This window comes from Yersinia kristensenii (genome assembly GCF_900460525.1).
GTDB lineage: Bacteria > Pseudomonadota > Gammaproteobacteria > Enterobacterales > Enterobacteriaceae > Yersinia > Yersinia kristensenii.
This window is the reverse complement of record NZ_UHIY01000001.1, coordinates 2418410-2432195: the sequence shown is the minus strand read 5'-3', so window position 1 is coordinate 2432195 and position 13786 is coordinate 2418410. Positions and strand designations below refer to the sequence as shown.

The following is a 13786-nucleotide window of genomic DNA, read 5'->3' as shown; positions in this document are numbered from 1 at the left end:
AAGCGCTAAAACATCTTGTAAGCGCTAAGCCAAAGTTGGTCGTTATCCGATTGAGGAGTTGCAGCCTGGCCGGTACGATGTGCCCAGGTCAGATTCAAAGAATAATCTGCCGCACGAGAGAGATATATATAAGCACCGAAACCAGACAGGTTAATATTATTCCCCGTCAGGCCCTCGATAGGTTGGCGATAATAAGACCCCCACCCTTGATCAAAGAATGCCGCAAAGGTAATTTGATTTCCTACACCAGTCCAAGCAGGGAGAGGAGGTTGCCAGTGAGCACGTAATTCGGTGGTAAAAACAGTACCTTTATCCACCGCCCTTTCGCCAATACCATAAGCGCGAACCGCCAATGGTCCACCTAACAATAGCTTTTGTGAGCTATCAAGATTCTTACTGGCCATCTGACCGGTAAATTGATTGAAGAAAGAAAAGTTAGGGCCCAAACCCTGATCATGACCGACACGATAATTAAAACGGGCAAAAGTACCGCTAATATTAGTCAAAGAATTTATGTTCTTACTGAATTCATCATCCAGTGACAGGTGACCTGCCGTGCTCAGTAAATTAAAATTGCTGAGCCCGCGAGGGATTGCAGTAAAGGTGCCATTAATACCTAACTCCCCAGCATCTAAATTACGTTTTTGTTCCGGTAGCATTATCAATGAATCTCGCATCCGGCCCTGATAATAACCGATATTCACATCAATTCTTGCTGCCGAATGACGGGTCCACGGATGGCGTAAATCAATGCCCCAAGTATTAGAATGGCCGCGAGCATCCAATATATCGAAAGGCCCCTTAAGGGTATAATCCAGATAGCTATAATTCACTGCGGCACGGGTGCCATAAGTATTAATAGGAAAGTTATAGTCCAACATGCCATTGAATACATCGGCCGAACTGGATAGAATCAAATCTGCGCGTAATTGGTCCCCCCACCCCGTTATATTATTCAACGCGCCGCCCATTAATAACCGATTGTGACCGGAGTAATCATTACCCTGATTATCGGCACCAATATATCCCATAGCAGTTTGGCCCGGCGTCATATCAGCATAGACTCTTGTCATTCCCGATTGGGTTCCCGGTTTCAATGCTAACGAGGCGTCAATACCAGGTATCTCATTAAGGACAATGGCGGTTCTTTCAAGGCGGGATAATTCAGCTGGAGAAGCTGCGCAATATTTATCACCAAAAAAACCCACCTCCTTGCTGCAACTATTACTTTCAATCACCGCAGTAGCAAAGCCCGTATTTAACCTGCTCTGATTATTGACTTCCGGTTTATCTAATCTGCCAGCAAGAATACGGACGACGACAACACCCTCACGGATAGTTTGTGGCGGTAATATTGCCTGAGCTGCAACGAATCCTTGTTGTCGATAAAAACGCGTTACCGCTAACGTCATGGCTTGTAAATCGTTAAAGGTTAATCGTTGCCCCAACCAGGGCGTAATGACGGTTCGTAAAACTTTATTATTCCCATCGCTGGGCAGCAATAATTGGGTATCACCCTCGAACTTGACCTCACGTAAAACGATTTTTTCCACCACTGTAGAACGGCTGGATAATGAGGGGGAAACCAAAAGCGGAAGCTTGACTTCAGCTTCCGGTGGTGCGCGCAATGGCTCCTGCGTTGTTTGCCGTATTTCGTTACTAATCGTACCAGCATTCGGTACATTTATTATCTGAGGAGCGGAGACTACCTGTGAGCAAAAAAAAAGGGTCGTTATTATTGTTTGAGCTCTAAATTTATTCTGACACCATAATTTTTCTGGACAATAAAAATATCGCATAAAATACGCCTGCTTAGTATGATGATAACTCCAGTTTAAATAAAAATTATTAGTTATTTAACACTGGTCCATAGGGTTGGGTTTAAATTATCAAGTTACATATTTATTAAAGAATACAGAATAGAATTAAACAGGGTGTCGCAACCAAATAAATACAAACATACTAAAACAGTGTTCTTTGTAGTTTCAGACTAATATCCACTTCATATTTATAACAAATAGTTATTTGTGATAGATGCATCATAATTTACATGAGATAATAATAAAGAAAGATTAAAATTGAAGATTAAAATAATTTTAACTTATATAGATAGAATGGTAATTAAATAATCAACTGAAATATATACGTTAAAATAAAATACATCCTTATAAAACATATTAACCATAATTAAAAGCAACAAAACCATAATTTAAAAAAACAGAATGATAAGTTAAAAAAATAATTAAAATAACAGTGAAAAATATTAATCACATTTAAACCAGCCTAAATATCAATGATTCAGTCATTTTTTGTGATGCTACTTTCAATAATTATAGATACCATACGCAATAGTAATTTATATAATAAAAAACCCCGTATTACTTAACGGGGTTACTATATTGAGGCAATCATTAATCTATAGTATTACATCGAGCAATTTCACAACCCATTCTGCCTAATGCGAGCAATCAAATCATCAACACCACCAATGTGTGGCGCAGCCAATATCAAAGTACGCCCCAAACTCAAAACATGACGTTGGCACGCCCTACGCATCTCATCATCAACAATACTATCAAGATCAGCCACATGGGCCAGTCCAATGGTGCGACGGATCAATTCACTGCCACAATACCCCACCGCATCTTGCCAAACCTGCTGTAAAAACAGTTGTGCGTAACCAGCGGTTGCCAATGTTGAGTCTTGGGTTTTTTCCTCACTTAAGGCCAGAAAACGGCTAGCGAAGGTTTCCCACAGAATATGAATATCTTTCAGCCGCTGTTCACGACCTGCCGCCGCATCACGCGGGCCAGCTAATCCCGGTAACCCACAGTAATTAAGCAATAAATTTCCCAACGCGGTACCGATATCAAAACCTATCGGGCCATAAAAACCAAACTCGGCATCAATGGCTTTCAGGCGGCCATCCGCGACAAAAATGGAGCCACTGTGAATATCGCCGTGAAGGTGTGCCTCGGCTTTGCTCAAGAAACGGTGCTTTAGCGAAGCCACGGCTAACTTGAGTGCATTATCCTGACGTAAAGCCAACACATCCGCTAATAGCGCCGGGTCGAAATTATTACGTTCATGATCAATATAAGGATCAGTAAAGAATAAATCTTCGGTGATTTGGCACAATTCCGGGTTGGTATAGCGACTCACAGCAGCCTTTTTAGCTTGAGCCGATTGATAGAAATCTGAGGTATGGAATAAGGTTTGCGCTAAATACTCAGCCAGTTGTCCCGCAGCTTGAGGATAGTATTTTCCCTTAACTAATTCACTGCGCCAGATTTGATGATCAGATAAATCTTCCTGCACCATCACTGCCAATTCTGCATCATGGTGCAGGACATTAACCGTATGCTGTGGGCAAAATTGGCTATGAGTCAGCAGGGTTTCTGCTTCAATTCTGGCACGATCCAAGGTCAGCGGCCAGGATTCACCCACACAACGCACATAAGGTAATGCCTGTTTCACAATTACCCGACTAATCCCGGCAGCATCACGGATTTTAAACACCAGATTGAGATTTCCATCTCCAATTTCGTCGGCCGTCACCAAGGTCAGCGGGTCAGCTATCTGACCAAATTGGCGAGCATATTCAACGGCATCTGCAGCAGTAAATGTATGGTAGCGCGACATTTTCAACCTCTTTTTTCTTTATCTAATTCTGATTCACTCACCGCCAACCATTTGCTTAGCCGTGAAATAATTCCCTGTTCGAGCAAAAAAATTCCGTATTTAGGCGTAAAACCATATAGACGTCTACACATCCGTAAGATATGTTGGCAGAATAAGAAACCAGATGCAATAACGCAACATGGATTTAACTGACAATGCAGACGCTTAACACCTTCGATTTACAGACCACTAGCCTAAAAATTATCAATAATCAGCTTTGGATACTTGATCAACAGGCGTTGCCGCAGCGCCAGGAATGGCTATCTGCCGATACTGTGGAATTACTGATTGAGCATATTCAAGCGCTGCGGGTGCGCGGCGCGCCATTAATTGGCTTATCAACCAGCCTGTTGTTGGCTTTACTGGCTGATCGCGGCTTACCGCAAGTGCAGCTTGAGCAAGCCCTGATTGCGCTGCGGGAATCACGGCCCACCGCAGTGAATTTAATGAATAATCTGGCACGGATGCAGCAGGCATTATTGCAAGCCAATTGGGTTGAAGCCATGGCCCACGAGGCGCTGCGTCTGGTCGAAGAAGACCGCGAGTTATGTGAATGCATTGCCCAGCACGGCGCACAATTAGTCAAACCCGGCAGTAACTTACTCACTCATTGCAACACTGGCGGCCTGGCCACCGCGGGCATTGGTACCGCTATTGGCGTATTACTGCGCGCTCATCAGCAGGGCAAAATCCGCCAAGTGTGGGTTGATGAAACCCGCCCTTTGCTACAAGGCGGACGCTTAACCGCTTGGGAACTGGGCGAGTTGGGTATTCCATATCAATTAATTTGTGATTCGATGGCGGCCAGTTTGATGGCTCAGGGCAAAGTAGATGCTATCTGGGTTGGTGCGGACCGCATTGCTGCCAACGGCGATGTAGCGAATAAAATTGGTACCTATAGTTTGGCGGTATTGGCGCATTATCACCGCATTCCATTCTATGTGGCGGCTCCGCATACCACTCATGATCCTGATTGCCCGAATGGTGCAGCAATCCCCATTGAGCAGCGTGATGCCAGCGAAGTCCAAGGCGTGTCTGGGGGGTTTGGTCATTGCCAATGGGCACCAGAAGATGCTCCAGTATATAACCCGGCGTTTGATGTCACCCCAGCCGCATTAATTAGCGGTTGGGTATTAGACAGCGGTGTTATCACGCCAGAACAAGTCGCCGCAGGCTTCTTCCAGCCGAAGACGGTATTATCGCCTTAGATTTCATGCTGTTAATAACGTTTATATGCGGGGAAATGTGCCGAATGGGTCGTAGCGACGAGAGTCGCCGGAGCGCCCATCGGTGCAGTCGCCCCGCCAGTCTCCGTACTGAAAGATTTTATATTTTTAATCCAGGCGCGGGTAGGCATCGGCTATCTTATCGCCGGTAAAATGTGCCACCCAACCTTCAGGATTATCAAATACGCGGATAGCGGTAAAATTCGGTTTAGACCCCATATCAAACCAATGTGGGGTATCTGCTGGCACTGATAGCAAATCATTCTTTTCACACAAAATCTGATAAATTTTGCCATTCAGATGCAAGCAAAATAACCCGCTCCCTTCGACAAAGAAACGCACTTCATCTTCACCGTGGGTGTGCTCTGATAAAAACTTCTCGCGCAACACTTCGCGCTGCGCGTTATCAGGGCGCATGCTGATCACATCCCAACTCTGATAGCCTTTTTCTGCCACCAGCCGATCAATTTCATGCTGATAAGCGGCAATCACTGCTTCCGGTTGTGGGTTTTCACCCAGTTCGCGATCCGCCTGCCAGCGCTCAAAACGCACGCCAATAGCGGTCAATTGCTGTTGAATTTCATCAGCATCGCGGCTTTGCCACAGTGGCTGTTCTGGCTGCTCATCACTAAAAATGGTTAATCCACTCATGCTGTAAAACCCTCTATATCTATCTCATCAAAACGGCTGACCTGGGGATGACGGCTTTCGCTGTCGGGAAGATCTCGAATCAACTGACAAGTTTGCCAGCCAGCAAGCTGTGCTGCGTCCAATTCCTGACGAATATCAGATAAAAACAGCAATGCTTGCGGTGCAATACTCAGTTGCTTGGCAATATTCTGGTAAGCGCTCACTTCGCGCTTCGCCCCCACATGGGTGTCAAAATAACCACTGAATAATGGCTGTAAATCCCCCGCATCACTGTAACCAAACAATAATTTCTGTGCAGCAACCGAGCCGGATGAATAAACATACAGCTTCAGCCCTTGCAGCTGCCAATCCACCAGTTGCGGGGCAACATCGGAATACAAGTGACCACGAAAATCCCCTTGCAGATAACCACTGCGCCAAATAATGCCCTGAATGGCTTTTAGCGCAGTAGATTTGCGGTCTTCATCCATAAAACTGTGCAATGTGGTAATCAGAGTTTCAATATCTGCATCCGGTTGTTCAATCTCGCGCCGCAAACTGACCAATGCGGCAGCAACCTCTTCATCCTGTTGATGTTCTTGTAAAAAAGGCGTCAGTCGCTCGCGGGCATAAGGGAACAGCACTTGATGGACAAAGCGGATGTCGGTGGTGGTGCCTTCAATGTCGGTCACTATTGCCTGAATCATTTTGCCTCCGCTTTATAATTGACATCCAATAGGCGGCGTTGCAGTTCACACTGGAACAAAAACTCCAGCCCTTCCAAATGGCGGCGGGCTTCAGACACGCTATTGCCCCAACAATACAAACCATGCCCACGGACCAAAAAGCCGTAACGTAATGGGTGATTATCAGCCCGCGCGGCAACCCGCTGTGCCAAGGCCGGGATATCCTGATCATTATCGAAAATGGGGATCACCACGCTATCAAGGTGGCTGCGCTGACCCGCGAGAGATTTCTGCATCTCATAGCCGTGCAATACCAACTCATGACTCCGCTCAACGCGTGATAACACCGTAGCATTCACCGAGTGAGTATGTAAGACCGCATTGATTTCCGGATACAGACGATAGAGCAAGGTATGCAGGCCGGTTTCCGCCGATGGGGTACGTCCGCTAGGCACATGGTTATTAGCCGTCTCCACCAGCAAAAAATCATCAGCCGTTAAACTCCCTTTATCTTTGCCCGACTCCGTTACCAAACATTGAGCCGAATCCAGCCGCAAGGACATATTGCCGCCGGTCGCCGGGCACCAGCCCTTCTCACCAATCCAGTGGCAGGCGGCTAACAGCGCGCCAAGTTGTACATTTTCGGTCATTGCATATCCCTGTAGTGATGTTGGCTGTAGTGGTGTTGGCTGTAGTGATGCTGGCTAAAGTGGTGTTGCTGTCAGAGCATATTGCCATGCCCCTCGGTCAGACGATTACCCTTAGCACAAATTTATCTATACTTAGCCAATTATGTCATTTAGCCGTTTAAACATCCAAACGTCTTGATTGCCAAATATTAACATCGTGATATATTTACGGCAACATACAGCGCCAGGAGTATTCACCCGCGATGAGCACTTTATCTTTTATTCCAGACAGTAAATTACCCGCACAGGGCACCACCATCTTCTCGCAAATGAGTGCATTGGCGCAAAAACATCAAGCTATTAACCTGTCGCAAGGCTTCCCGGATTTCGATGGCCCCGATTATCTCAAGCAACGATTAGCCTATCATGTGAGTCAGGGCGCTAACCAATATGCCCCGATGACCGGCGTCGCGCCGCTGCGCACGGCTATTGCCGAGAAAACAGCTAAAATCTACGGCTGGCAGCCCGATGCTGACAGCGAAGTGACTGTCACTACCGGTGCCAGTGAGGCCTTATTTGCTGCGATTACCGCGCTGGTACGCCCTGGTGACGAAGTCATTTGCTTTAATCCCAGCTATGACAGTTATGCTCCGGTGGTGAAATTGGCCGGCGGCATTCTCAAGCGCATAGCGCTCAAACCCCCGGCATTCGCTACTGATTGGGCCGAGTTTGCTGACCTGATTTCAGAACGTACCCGGCTGGTGATTGTGAATACGCCGCATAACCCATCAGCAACTGTTTGGCACGCAGCAGATTTTGAGCAACTGTGGCAAGTGATTGCCGAACGCAATATTTATGTCCTCAGTGATGAAGTTTACGAACACATCTGTTTCAGCGCCGCCGGTCACGCCAGCGTATTGGCGCACCCACAATTGCGCCAACGGGCTATTGCGGTTTCCTCTTTTGGCAAAACTTTTCATATGACCGGCTGGAAAGCGGGTTATTGCATCGCACCCGCCGCGATCACTGCTGAAGTGCGCAAAATTCATCAATATTTGACGTTTTCAGTCTGTACTCCAGTACAGTTTGCACTGGCTGACATGCTGAATAGCGAACCGGAGCACTGGCAACAATTACCGGAATTCTATCGCGCGCGCCGCGATCGCTTCGTCAATGCGCTCTCCACCAGCCGCTTCAAAATTCTGCCCAGTGAAGGAACCTACTTCTTGCTGGCCGATTACAGTGCTATTTCTGACCTCGACGATGTTGAATTCTGCCAATGGCTGACCGAGCACGTGGGTGTGGCCGCAATACCTTTATCCGTCTTCTGCGCCGGCCCGTTCCCCCATAAACTGATCCGGCTGTGCTTCGCCAAACAGGATGCCACGCTGGACGCCGCTGCGGAGCGCTTGTGTCAACTTTAAAACTGACTGTGTTACAACAACCGCTAGTGTGGCTGGATACCGCAGCCAATCTACGTCACTTTGACATGCTGCTAGAACCCATACGGCAGCGTGATGTGATTGTGTTACCGGAAATGTTTACCACTGGTTTCGCAATGAATGCGGCGGAGAATGCGCTGCCAGAAACTGAGGTCATCGACTGGTTGCGCTATTGGTCGGCCCGCACCGATGCCCTGATTGGCGGCAGTGTGGCGCTAAAAACACCCGACGGCGCAGTTAATCGTTTTCTGTTGGCGCAACCGGATGGCAAAATCCATCACTATGACAAGCGCCACTTATTCCGCATGGCCGGTGAACACCATCACTATCTGGCGGGGGGCGAGCGCAAAATTGTCGAGTGGCGCGGCTGGCGAATTCTGCCGCAAGTCTGTTATGACCTGCGCTTTCCGCTGTGGTCGCGCAACCAACAAGATTATGATTTAGCACTATATGTGGCGAACTGGCCCGCCGCGCGCGCCAAACATTGGCAAACCTTGCTGGCGGCGCGGGCAATAGAAAATCAAGCTTATGTCGCCGGTTGCAATCGGGTCGGTGATGATGATAATGGCCATTATTATCAAGGTGATAGTGTAATTTTGGATGCCCAAGGTGAGATTCTGGCCCAAGCTGAGCCGGGGCAAGCGGCGCAGTTGGACGCAGAGTTATCTTTGGAAACGCAGCTGAGTTATCGGAAAGCATTCCCGGCGTGGCGCGATAGCGATAAGTTTTTGCTGTTGTAAGTTAACAACCCCCCAATCTTATGGGCTGAGGATAGACAGAAGAGTGAAGCCTCCGCGCCAAGAATGGCGCGGTTCGAGCCTACATGAATGCTTGTTTTAACCAAAGAAATACGGCGTCTTTAGGATCTGTCGGTTCTCACGGCGACTGATGCCGCCCACGACAACACCGTCTCCAGATAAGCTTGAAGAGCTTTCGCGACATCATCGCAAGTCACAGATTCATCCGGATGATGGCTTACCCCGCCTTTGCAGCGCACAAATAACATCCCCACCGGCCAACATTCAGCAACAGCAATGGCATCATGGCCCGCGCCGCTGGGCAATGCTAATGAGCGCCCTTGCACCTGACTAACACTGTCACCAATACACTTCTGCAAGTTATCATCACAGGCGGTGGCATTGATGCGGTAAAACTCTTCCGTGGCAAAAGTCAGGCCACGGCGCGCCGCGATCACCTCCGCCCGCGCCAATAAATGCGCTAATAACTCGCTAACACCATTGTCTTGCGGGCCGCGAATATCCAAAGTCAATCTCACCTGCCCCGCAATCACATTCACCGCACCGGGTAAACAGGCCAGCGTTCCCACCGTCGCCACCAGATGCTCGCCATAATGCTCGGCCAACTGCTCAACTGCACAAATCCATTCGGCAGCAGCGGCTAATGCATCCTGCCGCTGCCCCATTGGCACGGTACCAGCATGGCCCGCCAGCCCGGTAAATTGGCAATTTAAGCGGCGCGCACCATTAATCGCCGTCACCACACCCAATGCCAAATCGGCCTGTTCCAAACATGGCCCTTGTTCAATATGCAGTTCAAGATAAGCACAGAAATCACTCGCGGCCCGTTGCGCTTGCACCACCGCCGCCGGATCAAACCCCGCATTTTCCATCGCCTGCGCCACAGTGATGCCCTCGGCATCCGTCTTGTTCAGCCAATCTGCTGGCCAGCACCCGGTAATCCCTTTACTGCCGAGCAAGGTGATTCCAAACCGCGTGCCCTCTTCATCGGCAAAACCAATCACCTCAATCGCAACTGGCAACCGCCGCTGTTGGCGATGTAAATACCCCACCACTTCCAGTGCGCTCAACACCCCCAACATGCCGTCAAAGCGGCCTGCATTGCGCACGGTATCAAGGTGGGAACCCAATAAGATGGCTGGCGCATTGGATTGCAAACCTTCATAACGGCCACAAATATTCCCAACCGCATCCTGCCAAACTCGCATCCCATGCGCTTGCATCCATTTCCCCACTTGCTGATTTGCTCGCAAATGTTCAGGAGATAAATACACTCGCGTCAGCATAGCGGGTGACTCACTGATTGCCGCCAGCACATCACTGCGGGCTAAAACCCGTAATGCGGCTTGCTCTGCCTCGGCATCAGGCAGGGTAACGGCCATCAGTTGGCTCCATGTTGTTCAGCTTGATAAACATCCCACGCCGCTTGCAGCCCAGCGCCCTGAACAGTCGAAAATCCTAATCGATTCAATACCGCTTCCAATGCCACCAACGTTTGCATCACACAATCTTTGCGGGCGTTATAGCCCATGGTGCCAATGCGCCAAATTTTGCCATTCAGCGGCCCAAATGAAGTGCCAATTTCAATACCAAAATCATTCAGCATCAACTGCCGCACTTGCTCACCGGGAATGCCCGCCGGAATAACCACCCCCAGCACATTGTTCATCCGGTGCTTCAAATCACCAAACACCGCCAGCCCCATGCCCTGAATCCCCGCCAGCAATGCCGCGCCGTGCAAGGCGTGGCGGGCAATGCCGTTATCTAAGCCCTCTTCCAACATCACCCGCGCGCACTCTCGGGCAGCAAACAACATACTGGTGGCCTCGGTATGATGATTCAGGCGCTCCGGCCCCCAATAATCCATGATCATGCCCAAATCAAAATAATTGGAATAGATCATTTCTTCGTCGCCGTCAGTATGATCCGCCGTACGAATCCCCTGCTCAATACATTTACGACGACGAATTTGTTCGCCGAATTGTGGACTCAGTGTCACTGGCGAACTCCCCGATGGCCCACCGAGGCACTTTTGTAACCCAGCCGAGACCGCATCCAACCCCCAAGCATCGGTTTCCAATCTATTACCGCCCAAAGACGCGGTGGCATCGGTATAGAACAGCACTTGATGGCGGCGGCAAATGTCGCCCAGTTCAGCCAGTGGCTGCAACATGGTGGTCGAGGTATCGCCCTGCACCGTCAGCAACAGGCGCGGGCGGACTTTTTTGATGGCATCCTCGATCATATCCGGGGTGAATACTTCGCCCCACGGCACTTCAATAATGTGTACCTCGGCGCGGCAACGGCGGGCAATTTCACATAACAAATGACCGAAACGCCCAAAAACCGGCACCAGAACTTTATCGCCAGGGCGAATAGAAGAGAGCAAAACGGCCTCAATACCGGCGCGGGAGGTGCCATCAATCAACATCGTCCACGGGTTTTCAGTGCAAAAAACACCGCGATACAGCGCCATCACCTGATTCATATAATTTGTCATCGCCGGATCATATTGCCCGATCAACTGGCTGGACATCGCGCGCAGCACCCGCGGATCGGCATTGATCGGCCCTGGCCCCATCAGTAGCCGTGCTGGCGGATTAATCTGACTAAACAATGGGTTAGGATTTATTGCCGACATAGAAAATCTCCATCCTGATATCAATCAGTAAAATGTGTGTTACAAACCACGGACTGAGGATATAAATTGTTTGAATTCAGCGGTTTGTGGGTGTGCGAATAACGCGCGACTTTCGCCCTGCTCCCACACCCGACCCTGATGCATAAACACCACGCGGTCACCGACTTCACGCGCAAAACTCATCTCATGAGTCACCAAAATCAAGGTCATACCTTCCACCGCGAGCTGCTCGAGGACTTTCAGCACTTCCCCCACCAGCTCAGGGTCTAGCGCAGAGGTAATCTCATCACACAGCAAGACTTTAGGTTGCATCGCCAGTGCGCGGGCAATCGCCACGCGCTGCTGCTGACCACCAGAAAGATTGGCGGGGTAATAATCCATTCGGTCCGCCAGCCCGACTTTGGTCAGCATTTCTGTGGCCAGTTCGCGGCACTCGGCGGCGCTTTTTTTCAATACCCGCCGCGGCGCCAGCATCACATTCTCAAGTGCGGTCATATGCGGGAACAAATTGAAACTCTGAAACACCATCCCCACTGAGCGGCTGATTTCACGTGCTTGCGAATCACGGTGGGTCACTGTCATGCCCCCCAGTTTGATACTGCCGTCCTGATACTCCTCCAGCCCATTAATGCAGCGCAGCAAGGTACTTTTACCTGAACCGCTGCGGCCAATGATCGAAATGACTTCGCCCATCTCAATATCCAGATCCACACCTTTTAGCACATGGTTCTGGCCATAGTATTTTTGAACCTGATTAATGGTGATCAGCGGCATGGAATTTTCTCTCCAGATAATGGCTGTAACGCGACAGCGGGTAACACAGCAGAAAATAGCCCAGCGCCACCAGACCAAAGACTTTAAATGGCTGATAAGTCACATTATTGAGCATGGTGCCCGCCTTGGTCAGCTCAACAAAACCGATGATGGAGGCCAGCGCCGTCCCTTTGATAACTTGCACGGAAAACCCCACCGTGGGCGCAATGGCAATGCGCATCGCCTGCGGGGCGATCACGCGGCATAAGGTTTGGCTAAAACTCAGCCCCAAACAGCGCGAAGCTTCCCACTGGCTTTTCGGCAAAGCATCAATACTGCCGCACCAGATATCCACCAAAAAGGCACTGGTAAACAGAGTTAACGCCAAGGCAGCCGCCACCCACGGGCTGACATCAATGCCCAGCAATGCCAAACCGAAGAATGCCAAAAACAGTTGCATCAGCAGCGGGGTGCCCTGGAAGAGTTCGGTATAACCACGGACAAAACCGGCCATCCAGCGCCAACGACTCAAGCGCATCAGCATCAGTGGCAAGGTCACCAAAGTGCCGCCGAGAAAGGCAGTCAATGACAGTAATAGAGTCCAGCGGGCCGCCAGTAACAGATTGCGGATGATATCCCAGTCAGTAAACATCATGAGGCACAGCTCCCAAAGCATCGACGCCCAGCGGCTAACAACAACTGGCGCATCACGATGGACAACAACAGGTAGAGCAATGTGGTCACCAGATAGACCTCAAAACTGAGGAAAGTGCGCGACTGAATCAGGTTGGCGGCAAAGGTCAGTTCTTCAAATGACACCTGCGACACCACCGCAGAACCGAGCATCACGATGATGCACTGGCTGACCAGCGCCGGATAAATCCGCTGTAATGATGGCGGTAAAATCACGCGGAAAAAAACCTGACTGCGGCTCAGCCCCAGCACCCGTCCGGCTTCCCACTGACCTTTGGCACTGGCCTGGATCCCAGCACGGATAATCTCGGTGCTGTAAGCACCCAAATTGATGGTCATCGCCAGCACTGCCGCCTGTCCGGCACTTAATTTCAGCCCCAGCGCCGGTAAACCAAAAACGATGAAAAATAGCTGCACCACAAAAGGGGTATTACGCACAATTTCCACATAACCGCCCCATACCCGTCGCAATATGACCTTATCGAGTCGAGGGTTATGGCTACAGCGGATCGCTGCACCGACCACTCCCAGCGCAATACCGCCAATAGTCGCCATCGCCGTCAGCTCAATGGTCACCAGCAGGCCCGAGAGCAACTCGGGCAGATAGGGCCACAGAGCAGAAAAATTCAGCTGATAGGTCATCGCCC

At 49.7% G+C, this 13786-nt stretch carries 13 protein-coding genes; 3 read left to right on the top strand and 10 right to left on the bottom strand.

All coding sequences use genetic code 11. The features are described from left to right. Window positions 1-5: 5 nt before the first annotated feature. Together DX162_RS11150 and mtnK are read right to left on the bottom strand one after the other, a co-directional pair. On the bottom strand, window positions 6-1799 hold the full coding sequence (locus DX162_RS11150) for a ShlB/FhaC/HecB family hemolysin secretion/activation protein (RefSeq protein ID WP_098081140.1): 1794 nt from the start codon (window positions 1797-1799) through the stop codon (window positions 6-8). A 640-nt stretch (window positions 1800-2439) separates the two neighbouring features. Then, a complete protein-coding gene (gene mtnK, locus DX162_RS11145) occupies window positions 2440-3642 on the bottom strand; it encodes an S-methyl-5-thioribose kinase (protein ID WP_004392917.1) in 1203 nt (400 codons plus the stop codon). A 194-nt stretch (window positions 3643-3836) separates the two neighbouring features. On the opposite strand from mtnK, the gene mtnA reads away from it, so the two are divergent. Then, window positions 3837-4889 carry an S-methyl-5-thioribose-1-phosphate isomerase gene (gene mtnA / locus DX162_RS11135; protein WP_004392918.1) on the top strand — a complete coding sequence of 351 codons (1053 nt, stop codon included), beginning with the start codon at window positions 3837-3839 and terminating at the stop codon, window positions 4887-4889. 126 nt (window positions 4890-5015) lie between these two features. Here mtnA and DX162_RS11130 read toward each other — a convergent pair whose 3' ends face one another. From DX162_RS11130 to DX162_RS11120, 3 genes are read right to left on the bottom strand one after another with little or no spacing between them, the layout of a single operon-like run. Further along, window positions 5016-5558, bottom strand: coding sequence for a 1,2-dihydroxy-3-keto-5-methylthiopentene dioxygenase (locus DX162_RS11130; protein WP_032821053.1), 543 nt, complete (start codon window positions 5556-5558; stop codon window positions 5016-5018). After that, window positions 5555-6244, bottom strand: coding sequence for an acireductone synthase (gene mtnC / locus DX162_RS11125; RefSeq protein WP_032821055.1), 690 nt, complete (start codon window positions 6242-6244; stop codon window positions 5555-5557). Before mtnC ends, DX162_RS11130 begins: the two co-directional genes overlap by 4 nt. Continuing rightward, complete coding sequence (locus DX162_RS11120) at window positions 6241-6873, bottom strand: methylthioribulose 1-phosphate dehydratase (RefSeq protein ID WP_004392921.1); 633 nt, start codon at window positions 6871-6873, stop codon at window positions 6241-6243. The genes mtnC and DX162_RS11120 overlap by 4 nt, the downstream gene beginning before the upstream one ends. Window positions 6874-7115: 242 nt before the next feature. On the opposite strand from DX162_RS11120, the gene DX162_RS11115 reads away from it, so the two are divergent. Next, the gene (locus DX162_RS11115; RefSeq protein ID WP_115155862.1) at window positions 7116-8276 is read left to right on the top strand and encodes a pyridoxal phosphate-dependent aminotransferase; all 1161 of its coding nucleotides are present in this window, start codon (window positions 7116-7118) and stop codon (window positions 8274-8276) included. Next, complete coding sequence (locus DX162_RS11110; protein ID WP_032821057.1) at window positions 8264-9034, top strand: amidohydrolase; 771 nt, start codon at window positions 8264-8266, stop codon at window positions 9032-9034. The genes DX162_RS11115 and DX162_RS11110 overlap by 13 nt, the downstream gene beginning before the upstream one ends. Window positions 9035-9153: 119 nt before the next feature. On the opposite strand, the gene hpxK is transcribed toward DX162_RS11110, so the two are convergent. The 5 genes from hpxK to DX162_RS11085 are packed head-to-tail and all read right to left on the bottom strand — an operon-like array spanning window position 9154 to window position 13781. Then, a complete protein-coding gene (gene hpxK, locus DX162_RS11105; protein WP_004392926.1) occupies window positions 9154-10434 on the bottom strand; it encodes an allantoate amidohydrolase in 1281 nt (426 codons plus the stop codon). Then, window positions 10434-11693, bottom strand: a complete 1260-nt coding sequence (locus DX162_RS11100; RefSeq protein ID WP_032821059.1) for a pyridoxal-phosphate-dependent aminotransferase family protein — start codon at window positions 11691-11693, stop codon at window positions 10434-10436. The genes hpxK and DX162_RS11100 overlap by 1 nt, the downstream gene beginning before the upstream one ends. A gap of 39 nt (window positions 11694-11732) precedes the next feature. Further along, the gene (locus DX162_RS11095; RefSeq protein ID WP_032821061.1) at window positions 11733-12467 is read right to left on the bottom strand and encodes an amino acid ABC transporter ATP-binding protein; all 735 of its coding nucleotides are present in this window, start codon (window positions 12465-12467) and stop codon (window positions 11733-11735) included. Beyond that, window positions 12448-13101, bottom strand: a complete 654-nt coding sequence (locus tag DX162_RS11090; RefSeq protein WP_032821063.1) for an amino acid ABC transporter permease — start codon at window positions 13099-13101, stop codon at window positions 12448-12450. Before DX162_RS11090 ends, DX162_RS11095 begins: the two co-directional genes overlap by 20 nt. After that, entirely contained in the window at window positions 13098-13781 is a 684-nt protein-coding gene (locus tag DX162_RS11085) for an amino acid ABC transporter permease (protein ID WP_004392928.1), read from the bottom strand. Before DX162_RS11085 ends, DX162_RS11090 begins: the two co-directional genes overlap by 4 nt. Window positions 13782-13786: the final 5 nt, after the last annotated feature.

Bases quoted from the DNA above. Each gene is read 5' to 3' on its own strand.
- DX162_RS11120 (WP_004392921.1), bottom strand. From the start codon at position 6,873: ATGACCGAAAATGTACAACTTGGCGCGCTGTTAGCCGCCTGCCACTGG.
- DX162_RS11095 (WP_032821061.1), bottom strand. From the start codon at position 12,467: ATGCCGCTGATCACCATTAATCAGGTTCAAAAATACTATGGCCAGAAC.
- DX162_RS11130 (WP_032821053.1), bottom strand. From the start codon at position 5,558: ATGAGTGGATTAACCATTTTTAGTGATGAGCAGCCAGAACAGCCACTG.
- DX162_RS11085 (WP_004392928.1), bottom strand. From the start codon at position 13,781: ATGACCTATCAGCTGAATTTTTCTGCTCTGTGGCCCTATCTGCCCGAG.
- hpxK (WP_004392926.1), bottom strand. From the start codon at position 10,434: ATGGCCGTTACCCTGCCTGATGCCGAGGCAGAGCAAGCCGCATTACGG.
- mtnA (WP_004392918.1), top strand. From the start codon at position 3,837: ATGCAGACGCTTAACACCTTCGATTTACAGACCACTAGCCTAAAAATT.
- mtnK (WP_004392917.1), bottom strand. From the start codon at position 3,642: ATGTCGCGCTACCATACATTTACTGCTGCAGATGCCGTTGAATATGCT.
- DX162_RS11100 (WP_032821059.1), bottom strand. From the start codon at position 11,693: ATGTCGGCAATAAATCCTAACCCATTGTTTAGTCAGATTAATCCGCCA.
- DX162_RS11150 (WP_098081140.1), bottom strand. From the start codon at position 1,799: ATGCGATATTTTTATTGTCCAGAAAAATTATGGTGTCAGAATAAATTT.
- mtnC (WP_032821055.1), bottom strand. From the start codon at position 6,244: ATGATTCAGGCAATAGTGACCGACATTGAAGGCACCACCACCGACATC.
- DX162_RS11090 (WP_032821063.1), bottom strand. From the start codon at position 13,101: ATGATGTTTACTGACTGGGATATCATCCGCAATCTGTTACTGGCGGCC.
- DX162_RS11115 (WP_115155862.1), top strand. From the start codon at position 7,116: ATGAGCACTTTATCTTTTATTCCAGACAGTAAATTACCCGCACAGGGC.